Genomic DNA, 12,112 nt, shown 5'->3' on the forward strand with positions numbered 1-12,112 from the left:
GTTAGCATTATTGCTAATACACATACAAATTCACAAATAGTTACTTTCCAGGAAAAATCCAATTTTAACTCAGACAGATCAGCCCGAAATAACGGTTCCCAACAGGGACGAAATCTGCATATCAATTCGCTTGAAATGCATGAACTCGGTCATAAGCTGATCAGCTTCTTCAGGAGTTTTGCTGCTGACCTCGCGGAGTTGTTGTTGAAGGGTAACCATGCGTTGCTCGGCCAGCATTTTCTTGATGCGCAGCACGTTTTTCCAGGCTGCTTCGGCCAGGATTTTCACTTCCTCTTCTGACGGGACGAATATCTCGTGTTTCTCCCACCCATCACTGATCTCGTACCGGGGGGTTGTCAGATTGATAGCCTGGTGCTGCATGTCGGCAGCACTCGCATTCGGCACAACGGCCGGGTTTCGGTTCAGGAAGTCGTGGGCCAGCAGGATCTCTCCCCGACTATAAGCCTCCCGATACAAGGTTAACATCAGATCATAGGGCGAAGTTTGAAACTCGATCTCATGCAACTCCGAGAGCACATACTGGCAGAGCGTAATGCCGGGCTCCAGTTCCCGGGCTCCGTAGTTCATCAGCAACCGGATACATTCTTCCTCCTGAAACGAGAGCGGAGTACGGGCCGTTGCCGCCAAACTGGGCCTGGGGGGCGCTGCTGCTTCATCGGGAGGCATATCAACGCTCAGTCCGTTAAGCAGGGCATTGATCTCCTCCAGCGACGCATCGGGTTCGGGGTTGCCGCCGGCTGGTTGCTGGCGGTTGTTACGATCGCGTTGGCGTTCGGCCTCTTTCTGCCGCTGATCCTGCTGTTGTCTGAGAAGCCGGTTGATCTCCGAGATGACCGACTGTTCACTCACGTGAAATACCTGCGCCACCCGCTGCGACAGGGTCTGGCGTTTAAGCGGGTCGGGTATTCGGGTGATACTGGCGCATACGTCCGAAATTCCTTCGGCTCGTTTGAGGGGATTATCGCCGGCTTCGGCCAGCCACTGACTGGCTTTGAAATCGATGAAATCTTTCGAGTGGTTCCGGATATACAGTTTAAAGGCATCGGCCCCTACTTTATGCACGTAGCTATCCGGGTCTTCGCCATCGGGTAACAGCAGCAGCCGCAGGTTCAACCCTTCTTCCAGCACCATGTCGAGACCGCGCAGGGCCGCTTTGATACCAGCTGCGTCGCCATCGTAGAGGATGGTCACGTTGGGAGTGAAACGGGCAATCAGCCGGATCTGCTCGGTAGTCAGCGAGGTACCCGACGAGGCCACAACGTTTTTTATTCCAGCCTGATGCAGCGAAATAACATCGGTATACCCTTCTGTCAGGTAGCATACATCCTCCTGCCGAATGGCCTGCTTGGCCTGAAAGATGCCGTATAGCACCTGGCTCTTGTGGTAGACCGTTGTTTCGGGCGAGTTCAGGTACTTTGGCTGCGTTTTATCGGCCTTTAGAATACGCGCGCCAAAGGCAATGACCCGACCCGACACATTATGGATCGGGAACATGACGCGCCCCCTGAAGCGGTCGAAGGTCTTGTTATTTTCCTTGCTTAAAATGAGTCCGGCTTTCTCGAGCAAATCGCGGCTGTATCCACGGCGGCTGCCTTCCTGCAGGAGGGCGTCCCACTGATCAAGGCTGTATCCCAGGTCGAAAGCCTCGATGGTTGGGTTCGTGAAGCCACGTTCCCGAAAGTAACTCAGGCCGATGCTCTTGCCTTCGTCTGTTTGCAATAAGGTTTCCTGAAAAAACGTCTTGGCAAAGTTCAGCACGATCAGCAGGCTCTCCCGCTCATTCTGGCGCAGCAGATCTTCGGGTGTCTGCTCCTGTTCTTCGATCTCGATACCGTATTTCTTGGCCAGATAGCGCAACGCTTCGCCATAGCCAATGTTCTCGATATCCATGACGAACTTGACAGCGTCTCCTGCCTTGCCGCAACCAAAACACTTGTAAATCTGCCGCGACGGGTTTACGTTGAACGAAGGCGACTTCTCATTGTGGAAGGGACAGCAGGCGGTATAGTTACTACCGCGCTTCTTGAGCGAGACAAAATCGCCGACCACCTCCAGGATATCTGCCGCCTGCCGGATTCGTTCAACCGTTTCTTCAGGAATTCGCATTGGATTTCATTACGTAAATGAGTACCCAAATTTACGCCGAAACGCGTCGCAATGACGGTTTCATACAGATAGCTCACACCTGTTTTGGCAGTATTTTTGCTATTTATATAGTTGATCGCAAATGTGATCATGCGTAGAGTGGGTCTCAAAATCACGTAACACCGTATGAACCGACAAGTACTTCCCGCTAGATATATGCCCCCACCTGGCCAAAATCGCCTTATTTCGATAGCTATACTTTCTCTGCTGGTTCTGCTACAGTCGTGCCGCAAACAGCCTGACGATGTAGTAGCCCCTAACGGCAAACCAACCAACCTGTACTCGGCGGATGTGGCTACCAAATGGGCCTCCCTTCAACTTAAGCTAACGAAAACTACGGCTGGGTTTACCCCGCCCGTTGCGTCGCGTGCTTTGGGATATGCCGGCCTTACTATGTATGAGTCAGTCGTACCTGGTATCACCAACCGCAAATCGCTGGTAGGGCAGCTCCAGGGCCTGACAGCTTTGCCTTTACCAGAGATCGGCAAAACCTATAACTGGGCACTTAGCGCTAATGCTGCACAGGCCGCTATCCTTCGTAGTCTGTATGCCAATACCTCGGCTGCTAACAAAACCACTATCGACTCGCTCGAAACGGCTTTGCTAACTCAATTTAAAGACAAAGACGAAACCATAAATCAACGGTCGGTAACCTTCGGCACCGCAATTGCCAATGCGGTATTCGAATACTCAAAGTCAGACGGTGGCCATGAAGGGTACAGCCGTAACTTCCCGACCAGCTACGTCGTTCCAACAGGTGCCGGTATGTGGCAACCGACCGAGAACGGTATAAAAATTCCGATGCAGCCCTACTGGGGACGTAACCGAACGTTTGTAAAAGCCAATGATGAACTGGCTGTACCGAAGCCTCTGGCTTATTCAACCAACACTAACTCGGCGTTTTTCAAGCAGTACATGGATGTCTATAACAAGTCAAAAGTGCTGACCCAGACTGAGAAAGAAATTGCCGTCTGGTGGGCCGACAACCCCGGCGAAACGTTTACACCACCTGGTCACTCCTACAACATTGCCCAGATTGTAGTAACGACTGCCAAAGCCAATCTGGCCAAGGCGGCAGAGACATTTGCGCGTACCGGCCTGGCAGTCTCGGATGCATTCATACTGTGCTGGCGATGCAAGTTTCTCTACAACAACCTGCGCCCCTACACCTACGTGCGACTCGCCATTGACCCCGCCTGGGTTCCGTTCTGGCCAGCTCCGCCCTTCCCGGGCTTCCCGTCTGGTCATGCTACCCAGTCCTCGTCGGCAGCTACTGTACTGGCGGCTATGTACGGTGAAAAATTCACCTTTACGGACAATTCGCACGTCAACCGCGTTAAGGATGCAGCGCGGAATGTAGAATTCAAAGCCCGTACATTTACATCATTTTCCGCTTCGGCGAAAGAATCGGCAGATTCGCGTTTTTACGGCAACATACATACCGCACAGGATAACGAAACAGGGCTGGCTGAAGGCAGGAAGATCGGCGCTAACATAAACGCTCTCGCCTGGACGAAATAGGTCTAACAACAGTTCGGCCCCCGAGCGTACATAAGCGGTACGTTCGGGGGCCGAACTGTTGTTTATAAAGAAGGGCTCAGTAAGCCCGAACGAGCTTACCCTCCATGAAGTTAACGAACGCCTTATTAACGACGTTATTCCCACCCGGCGTTGGGTAGTTACCCGTAAAGTACCAGTCGCCCGAGTGGTTGGGGCAGGCGCGGTGCAGGTTCTCAACCGTTTGGTATACCACGGCTACCTGAGCTTTGAGATCGGATGGCGTAACGATCCGGGCCACCTGCTGCGACAGTTCATCGTGCGTGAACGGTTCAAACAACGCTTTTACGTAATTTTCTTTGGCGGCATTGCCCGACTCGATGGCCGCTACACACTGGGCATAGACTTCTTCGATGACGTCTTCCTGGTTCCGCTCACGCAGCAGATCGAGCGCGGCCCGGAAACCAACGAACTCCTTGAACTTCGACATGTCGATGCCGTAGCAGTCGGGAAAACGGATTTGCGGAGCTGACGAGACAATGATGATTTTTTTGGGACCCAGCCGGTCGAGCATCTTCAGGATGCTTTTCTCAAGCGTTGTTCCCCGTACGATGGAGTCATCAACCACGACCACGTTGTCTTTACCCTTCCGGATAACTTCGAACGTTGTGTCATACACATGCGATACCATATCATCACGCTGGCTATCGTCAGTAATGAAGGTGCGTAGCTTCACATCTTTAGAAACCAGCTTTTCTACCCGCGGCCGGAACGACAGCACCCGGTCGAGCTCCTGCTCGAACAGAATGCCCTCCATGATGGCTTTTTTCCGCTGCTTGTAGAGATATTCTTCCAGCCCTTCTACCATACCGAAGAACGCGGTTTCGGCCGTGTTCGGGATATAGGAGAAGACCGTGTTTTCGAGATCGTAATCGATCTCTTTCAGAATCTGCGGAACCAGCAGTTTGCCGAGCATCTTACGCTCGTTATAAATATCGGGGTCGGTAGCCCGCGAGAAGTAGATCCGCTCAAAGCTGCACGACCTTTTTTCGACCGGCTGGATGAACTCGTACTCGCCGTACTCACCGTATTTGTCAACAATAAGCGCATGGCCGGGCTGTACTTCCTTGATTTCGCTGTATTCTACGTTGAATGCCGTTTTGATAGCCGGTTTCTCCGAGGCTACCACCACCACTTCATCGTCGGCATAGTAATAGGCCGGACGGATACCCGCCGGGTCGCGCGCTACGAACGAGGCTCCGTAGCCCGTCATACCAACCATGGCATAGCCACCGTCGAAATCGCGGCACGACCGGTGCAGAACCCGTTGCAGATCGAGGTTGTCTTCGATAATGTCTGACAGGTCGGGGTTTTCGTAGATGCCCTTGAACCGGTCGAAGACGCGCTGGTTTTCTTCGTCGAGAAAATGGCCGATTTTTTCCATCACCGTTACGGTATCGACCTTTTCTTTGGGGTGCTGACCAAGCGAAACCAGTTTGTTGAACAGGCTGTCTACGTTGGTCATGTTGAAGTTGCCGGCCATTACCAGGTTCCGGCTGCGCCAGTTGCTCTGCCGGAGCATAGGGTGGCAGTTCTCGATCTCGTTGGCGCCATGGGTGCCGTAGCGGAGATGGCCCATCCAGACTTCGCCTGTAAAAGCCACGTTCTCCTGGAGCCACTGCGCGTCTTTGGCCTTGTCCCGGTTGCCTTTGATGGCCTTCCGGAACTTCTTGTTGACCTTCTCGAAGATGTCGGTCACCGGCCGCTGATCAACGGAGCGGTAGCGGCTGATGTACCGATGGCCCGGTGGTACGTCGAGTTTGATGTTGGCAATACCGGCCCCGTCCTGGCCCCGGTTTACCTGCTTTTCCATGAGCAGGTAGAGCTTGTTGGCTCCATAAAGAGCCGTTCCGTACTTATCAATATAATACTGGTACGGTTTGCGGAGCCGGATTAGGGCAATGCCGCACTCATGTTTGATGGCGTCGCTCATGAGGGGTTGTCGCTGAAGCGAAGAGTGTTTTGGTGAATAACGAAGTAACGACCCTCTTCGTAAAAGGGTTCGGCATCGGTATAAGCAAAGGTAGAGAAAGTGAGCTGGAAACAGATGGGTTGTCAACTCATTTTACCACTTCCTCAAACGGGTAGTTTCCCGGGTTGACATTCGACCTGCGATTCGTCATATTTACAGCAATTGGCTACGGCCGAATGGATGAATAACGCCGATGGACTCCGGTTTTGTTATTGCGGTCGGAACGGCCGTACTGTTGATGATGGCCGTGTTCATCATCATTTTCGTGGCCTATTACCAACAAAAACAGGCAAAGCAGCAACTGGCTCTCAAGGAGTTACAGGAACAGCACCGGCGTGAGCTTATGGCAGCGACCTTCCGGGGTCAGGAAGCCGAACGCAAACGCCTGGCCGCCGACCTTCATGATGGCATTGGCACCATGCTGTCGGTTACCAAGATGAGCCTCAACCAGGTAGAGCGGCAACTGAACGGCGATACGCTGAACATGCGAACGGCCCTCCAGGTTCAGAAAACCCGGGCCATGATCGACGAGACCATGACCAACGTCAGGCGCATCAGCCGCGACCTGGTCCCTACTACCCTCGACCGGTTTGGTCTGCTGCCCGCCCTCGAAGAACTGGCCGAACGCGCTTCAGAAGGCGACATTCTGGTTCGGCTCGACTGCCCCGATGATCTCCAGCAGCTATCGCCCCCGCTGAGTTTGACGCTCTACCGCATTGCGCAGGAGTTGCTCAACAACGCCATTCGGCACGCCCGCGCTACCCAGATCGATATTCAGCTGTACTGCCTGCACATGAACAACTCGGTCGGCGAAGTTCGCCTGTCGGTCATCGACGACGGCGTCGGCTTTGATTTCGACGCCATTATGGAAGACAAACGCGCCGGGCTGGGTCTGCGCAATATCGAAAGCCGGCTGAGTGTGGTCGATGGCCATGTCACCTTCGATGTGGCACCCGGCCGGGGCTCACAGATTCACGTACAGGTCAGGCTCGAAGACGCAGAAACTGTTGGTTTTATGCGTTAATTTGTTTCCCCGCAGCACCGCCAAAACGACTAACTATCGACTCAATTTTACTGGCTTCCTCCTATGAGAAAAATAAAACTGGCCCTCTGCGACGACCATACGCTGTTTCGTGTGGGCATGGCTACCATTCTTGGTCAGGTTCACGACTTCGAGCTGATCCTGGAAGCAGGCAATGGGCAGGAACTGATCGAACGCGTTCCCCGAAAAATGCCCGACGTCGTGCTGCTTGACCTGCAAATGCCGGTCATGGACGGCACCGCCACCGCCGACTACCTCCGCGAACACTGGCCCCTGGTTAAAATCGTTGTTCTGACTATGCACGACGAAGACCGTATGGTACTGCACCTGCTCGAAAAAGGGGTAAGCGGCTATCTGCTTAAAGATGCCGAGGCCGATGAGGTTGAAAAAGCGATTCGGAAGGTGATGGACGAAGGCGTTTACCTGAACGAATTCGTATCGAAGGCCATGCTGCGGAAGATGACCAACAAAACAAACGTGGCGAAGCCCGTCAACGCCTTCTACAACAGCAAAATACTGCTCTCGGAGCGGGAGAAAGAAGTGCTGACCCTGATCTGCGAAGGTTTGTCAACGAACGAGATCAGCGAAAAGATCTTTCTCAGTCCGCGCACGGTAGAAGGCCATCGCCTGCGCATTCTGGAGAAAACCGGCACCAAAAATACGGCCGGCATGGTAGCTTACGCGTTCAAGAATAGTCTGGTATAAGATAAGGGGGCTGGCGCTCCCTCGGGACCGGGCTGACCAGAGTCCCGACTAAACCTTTTTCGACTTGTGGGCGTATGTATCTCTAAACAAATGCCGATACGCATGAAACGCTACACACAAAAAGGAATATTGGTAACCCTGACAGGCTTTGCTCTAACCAGCCTGGTGGCCTTCACCGAACCGGGCCCGGTCACTACACCGACAGCCCCGGTCATGACGCTGGCAGCCGACCCCGTTGATCACAGCATCTACGACCGGCTGGCCAAAAAACACATCAATGAAAAAGGGCTGGTCAACTACAAAGGCTTCAGGAGCGACGAGAAAGAACTGGATAAGTACCTCGACCTGCTTTCGAAAAACCCGCCTACCGACAAATGGAATCAGGACGCCCAGATCGCTTACTGGATCAACGCCTATAACGCCTACACCATCAAGCTGATTCTGAACCATTACCCGGTTAAAAGCATCAAGGACATCGGCAGCAAAATCAAGATTCCGTTCGTGACCACCCCCTGGGCCATCAAGTTTATCCCGATTGGGTCGGAGAAGATCAGCCTCGACAACATCGAGCACGGGACCCTCCGCAAGAAGTTCAACGACCAGCGGATTCACTTTGCGCTGGTTTGTGCAGCTCGCTCGTGTCCCCGTCTCCGTAACGAAGCCTACACAGGCGCCAAACTGGATGCCCAGCTCGACGACCAGGGGAGCGATTTCCTGAACAACCCGGCAAAGAATGCAATCAGCCCACAGAAAGCCAGCTTGTCGAAGTACTTCGACTGGTATAAAGGCGACTGGAAAGAAGACAACAAGTCCATTGAATACTGGGTAAATCGGTATTCGAAAACCAAAATCAATAAAGACACCGATATTTCTTTTCTGGATTATAACTGGGCCCTGAACGAACAGTGATGTCTGCTGTCAGTTATCAGTAAGGAGTGATTGCCTCTACGCCGTTGGTTCTCTGGAAACGATGGTCCGGGTCAACCTGCTCCTTACTCAGCTGTTTACAGATGAAACGCATTGTATACTGGTTCCGAAATGATCTGCGGCTACACGACAACGACGGGTTTTCCCGGGCGCTGGCCGACGCCGACGAAGTGCTTCCCGTTTTTGTATTCGACCCGCGCTGGTTTACCGAACCAGACAGCGCCCGGCGCCCCGACACACCCCTCAACTTCCGCAAAACCGGTCTGTACCGAACCAGTTTTCTAATCGAGTCGGTAGCAGATCTGCGCCAGTCGCTACAGGTTAAGGGAGCCGACCTGATTGTCCGTATCGGTAATCCCGCACTCATTCTGGCCGAACTGGCCGAAGATATCGAAGCCGTTGCCATCTACGCCAGCAAAGAGGTAACCCAGGAAGAAACAGACGTAGAATCGGATCTCGGCAAACGACTCAAGCCGCTCAACATCAACCTGGATCTGTTCTGGCAATCGACGCTCTATCACGTGCGGGATCTGCCGTTCGAAATTTCCAGACTGCCCGATGTGTTTACCCAGTTTCGGAACCGGATCGAGAAATATGCGCCGGTGCGGGAGGTGATTTCAACACCGGACCGAATTCGGCTCGCCACCGACGGAGCCGGCTCGGCTATTGATCCTGAACCGCTGCCTACAATCGCCACGTTTGGTTTTCCGTCCGAATTTTCGCCCAGCGCGCAAGCCGCTGTACCCTTCAAAGGGGGCGAGACCATGGCGCTTAGCCGGCTTCAGCACTACCTGTGGGATCGTGACCTGCTCAGAACGTACAAAGAAACCCGCAACGGTATGCTCGGCGAAGCGTATTCGAGCAAGTTTTCGGCCTGGCTGTCGCTGGGTTGCCTGTCGCCCCGGTTCGTGTACGAAGAAGTGAAGCGGTATGAGCAGGAACGGGTCAAGAACGACTCGACCTATTGGCTGATCTTCGAACTTCTCTGGCGCGATTTTTTTCGGTTCGTGGCGCTGCGCTACGGTACCCGGCTTTTCAAACCCAGCGGTATCCGCCATCAGCTCGGCAAAAAATGGCGTCGCGACCGGGATTTGTTTTTGCGATGGGCAGGGGGCGAAACCGGTATTCCCTTTATCGATGCCAACATGCGGGAATTGAACATGACCGGGTTCATGTCCAACCGGGGCCGTCAAAATGTAGGCAGCTTTCTGGTCCGGGATCTGGGCATCGACTGGACCTGGGGGGCCGCTTATTTCGAGAGCCTGCTGGTCGACTACGACCCTTGTAGCAACTGGGGCAACTGGAACTACGTAGCCGGGGTGGGCAACGACCCGCGCGAAGACCGGTACTTTAACATTTACAGCCAGGCCATGCGTTACGACGAGGAAGGTCGGTTCGTCAAACACTGGCTACCGGAGCTGGCCAGTGTACCTTCCCATAGGGTGCATATGGTTTCGAACATCCCCCAGCAGGAGCTGAACGAATACGGCGTAGCGCTGGGCGATAACTACCCCATGCCGATTATCAATCCAAACAAGTGGCTTACGGCTGAAAAAAACCGGTAACCAAAAAAAGTAAAAACAAATCCATAGTTTTAAGCAGTTTTGAATCCGATAAACACCTTTTCGGTACCACAATTATGTCAAGAACAACCATTATCGTCGTTGCTGTTTTGCTTATTCTGGGCGTATACGGCTGCAGTTCGTACAACGGCCTGGTGACTAAAGATACACAGGTAGAAAACGCCTGGGCTAATGTGCAGACCCAGTACCAGCGCCGGGCCGACCTGATCCCGAACCTGGTTCGGACGGTGCAGGGAGCGGCTAATTTCGAGAAAAGCACCTTGTCGGCCGTAATCCAGGCCCGTGCCAACGCGACGGGCATCAACCTCAACGCCGACCAGCTCACGCCCGAGAATATCCAGAAGTTTCAGGCAGCCCAGGATCAGCTGAGCGGTTCGCTGTCGCGGCTGCTGGCGGTGGCCGAGAGCTACCCGCAGCTGAAAGCCACCCAGAATTTCTCTGAATTACAGGCGCAGCTGGAAGGCACTGAGAACCGCATCACCGTGGCCCGTAACGACTTCAACGGGGTAGCCACCAGCTATAACCAGTCGGTTCGGTCATTCCCAAACAACATCTTTGCGGGCGTCTTCGGATTCCAGCGCAAAGGCCTCTTCGAAGCCTCGCAGGCCGCCCAGAGTGCTCCGACCGTACAGTTTTAACGTACAGTGATCAATGCATACGGCAGGCAGGGCTTCGGTCCGGCAGGCCGTATGCATTACCCCGCTCTAAACCATGACAGCCCCTTTCTCTCCTGCCGAGCAGCAACGTATTGTGGAGGCCATCCAACAGGCCGAAAAAGCCACATCGGGTGAAATCCGGGTACACGTTGAGCCACATTGCGTCGGTGCGGACCCCTTGGCACGGGCCATTGAGGTGTTTGCCCAGCTGGGTATGCACCAGACCAAAGCGCAAAACGGGGTTTTGTTTTATCTGGCCCACGCTGACCGCAAATTCGCCGTCATTGGCGATAAAGGCATCGATGCGGTTGTGCCGGCCGGCTTCTGGGAAGAGACGAAAGACCTGCTGCGTAACCATTTTGCCGTTGGCGACTATGTCGGTGGCCTCAGGCAGGGGATAGCCCAGGCAGGTCGGCAGCTCCACCAGTATTTTCCGTACGATGGCGAGACGGACAAGAACGAACTCGCCGACGACATTTCGTTTGATCATTAATTCTGTGAACGTACTTACCCGTCTTTTTCGCCTGATTAGCCAAACAGGGTCGGTTGCGCTGCTGCTTATCCTGCTGGCGCCGAGTCTGCGGGCCCAGGTCAGCAGCGCCGATTCGGTCATTCCGGCCCGGCCCAACCCGCCCCGGCTGGTCAATGATTTTGTGGGCGCGCTGAGCCGGTCTGAACGCGACCAGCTGGAGCAGAAACTCCGCGCTTACAACGACTCGACCTCTAACCAGATCACCGTCGTTATTGTTCGGACTACCGAACCGTATCCGATCGGCGACTTTGCCTTCCGGGTAGGGCGCAAGTGGGGCGTTGGCCAGAAAGGGAAAAACAACGGATTAGTGCTGGCCTGGGCCACCCAGACGCGAAAAATTTACATTGCTACCGGCTATGGGCTGGAGGGAGCCATCCCCGACGCCATTGCTAAACGGATCATCAGCAACACCCTGGTACCGGCCTTCAAACAGGAACAGTACTACCAGGGACTCGACGCAGCCACTACCGAGATCATTCGGCGGGCGCAGGGCGAGTACCAAGCCGAACCCCGGTCCGGCAATGACTCCGACGGGTTCGGTATCCTGATCTGGGTCTTTATTATTTTCGTCATCATCTTCCTGATTTCGCGCCGTAACAAAGGGGGTGGCAGCAACCGAAACCGGGGTGGAGGTTTTTTTCCACCGGTGTTCTTCCCCACGTCAACCTACTCAGGCTGGGGCGGCTCGTCGGGGGGCGGTGGTGGCTTTGGCGGGGGCGGTGGCAGCTTCGGGGGCTTTGGGGGCGGCAGTTTCGGGGGCGGTGGCGCCGGTGGCGACTATTAAGCTACAGACATACCTGCCAGCGCAGTGATATAGAGGTTCTGAAAACGGCTGATCATAGCCCTTGCCGGCTGGCCAGCGAGCGCCTTCTTCCTGATACATCCTACGGCAATGAACCGAACGCTGGAATCCGCCAGGCGCCCTGCTTTTCATCCAATCAGGCAACCGTTCGGCGAAAAAGTACCCTACGC

At 54.3% G+C, this 12,112-nt stretch carries 10 protein-coding genes; 8 read left to right on the top strand and 2 right to left on the bottom strand.

The window, feature by feature from the left end:
• Positions 1–78 precede the first annotated feature (78 nt).
• On the bottom strand, positions 79–2,127 hold the full coding sequence (gene dnaG, locus EQG79_RS24700; protein WP_077924307.1) for a DNA primase: 2,049 nt from the start codon (positions 2,125–2,127) through the stop codon (positions 79–81).
• Between the two features lie 195 nt (positions 2,128–2,322).
• On the opposite strand from dnaG, the gene EQG79_RS24705 reads away from it, so the two are divergent.
• Complete coding sequence (locus EQG79_RS24705; RefSeq protein WP_165358952.1) at positions 2,323–3,687, top strand: vanadium-dependent haloperoxidase; 1,365 nt, start codon at positions 2,323–2,325, stop codon at positions 3,685–3,687.
• Positions 3,688–3,763: 76 nt separating this feature from the next.
• On the opposite strand, the gene EQG79_RS24710 is transcribed toward EQG79_RS24705, so the two are convergent.
• Positions 3,764–5,656, bottom strand: coding sequence for an amidophosphoribosyltransferase (locus tag EQG79_RS24710; protein ID WP_129605185.1), 1,893 nt, complete (start codon positions 5,654–5,656; stop codon positions 3,764–3,766).
• A 232-nt stretch (positions 5,657–5,888) separates the two neighbouring features.
• Between EQG79_RS24710 and EQG79_RS24715 the strand changes: the two genes are divergently transcribed.
• The 7 genes from EQG79_RS24715 (at position 5,889) to EQG79_RS24745 (ending at position 11,924) form a co-directional block, all read left to right on the top strand.
• Positions 5,889–6,719 (top strand): sensor histidine kinase, encoded by an 831-nt coding sequence (locus EQG79_RS24715; protein WP_077924310.1) that lies wholly within the window; start codon positions 5,889–5,891, stop codon positions 6,717–6,719.
• Positions 6,720–6,782: 63 nt separating this feature from the next.
• Positions 6,783–7,442: a response regulator transcription factor gene (locus EQG79_RS24720; RefSeq protein ID WP_077924311.1), complete on the top strand. Its 660-nt coding sequence runs from the start codon at positions 6,783–6,785 to the stop codon at positions 7,440–7,442.
• A 102-nt stretch (positions 7,443–7,544) separates the two neighbouring features.
• Complete coding sequence (locus EQG79_RS24725; protein WP_129605188.1) at positions 7,545–8,351, top strand: DUF547 domain-containing protein; 807 nt, start codon at positions 7,545–7,547, stop codon at positions 8,349–8,351.
• Positions 8,352–8,452: 101 nt separating this feature from the next.
• Positions 8,453–9,934, top strand: a complete 1,482-nt coding sequence (locus EQG79_RS24730) for a DASH family cryptochrome (RefSeq protein ID WP_129605191.1) — start codon at positions 8,453–8,455, stop codon at positions 9,932–9,934.
• Positions 9,935–10,008: 74 nt separating this feature from the next.
• Positions 10,009–10,590 carry a LemA family protein gene (locus EQG79_RS24735; RefSeq protein WP_077924314.1) on the top strand — a complete coding sequence of 194 codons (582 nt, stop codon included), beginning with the start codon at positions 10,009–10,011 and terminating at the stop codon, positions 10,588–10,590.
• 73 nt (positions 10,591–10,663) lie between these two features.
• Entirely contained in the window at positions 10,664–11,101 is a 438-nt protein-coding gene (locus EQG79_RS24740; protein WP_129605194.1) for a TPM domain-containing protein, read from the top strand.
• Positions 11,091–11,924 carry a TPM domain-containing protein gene (locus EQG79_RS24745; protein WP_394343323.1) on the top strand — a complete coding sequence of 278 codons (834 nt, stop codon included), beginning with the start codon at positions 11,091–11,093 and terminating at the stop codon, positions 11,922–11,924. The genes EQG79_RS24740 and EQG79_RS24745 overlap by 11 nt, the downstream gene beginning before the upstream one ends.
• Positions 11,925–12,112 lie beyond the last annotated feature (188 nt).

This window comes from Spirosoma sordidisoli (genome assembly GCF_004138325.1).
Lineage (GTDB): Bacteria > Bacteroidota > Bacteroidia > Cytophagales > Spirosomataceae > Spirosoma > Spirosoma sordidisoli.

Bases quoted from the DNA above. Each gene is read 5' to 3' on its own strand.
- dnaG (WP_077924307.1), bottom strand. From the start codon at position 2,127: ATGCGAATTCCTGAAGAAACGGTTGAACGAATCCGGCAGGCGGCAGAT.
- EQG79_RS24705 (WP_165358952.1), top strand. From the start codon at position 2,323: ATGCCCCCACCTGGCCAAAATCGCCTTATTTCGATAGCTATACTTTCT.
- EQG79_RS24710 (WP_129605185.1), bottom strand. From the start codon at position 5,656: ATGAGCGACGCCATCAAACATGAGTGCGGCATTGCCCTAATCCGGCTC.
- EQG79_RS24715 (WP_077924310.1), top strand. From the start codon at position 5,889: ATGGACTCCGGTTTTGTTATTGCGGTCGGAACGGCCGTACTGTTGATG.
- EQG79_RS24720 (WP_077924311.1), top strand. From the start codon at position 6,783: ATGAGAAAAATAAAACTGGCCCTCTGCGACGACCATACGCTGTTTCGT.
- EQG79_RS24725 (WP_129605188.1), top strand. From the start codon at position 7,545: ATGAAACGCTACACACAAAAAGGAATATTGGTAACCCTGACAGGCTTT.
- EQG79_RS24730 (WP_129605191.1), top strand. From the start codon at position 8,453: ATGAAACGCATTGTATACTGGTTCCGAAATGATCTGCGGCTACACGAC.
- EQG79_RS24735 (WP_077924314.1), top strand. From the start codon at position 10,009: ATGTCAAGAACAACCATTATCGTCGTTGCTGTTTTGCTTATTCTGGGC.
- EQG79_RS24740 (WP_129605194.1), top strand. From the start codon at position 10,664: ATGACAGCCCCTTTCTCTCCTGCCGAGCAGCAACGTATTGTGGAGGCC.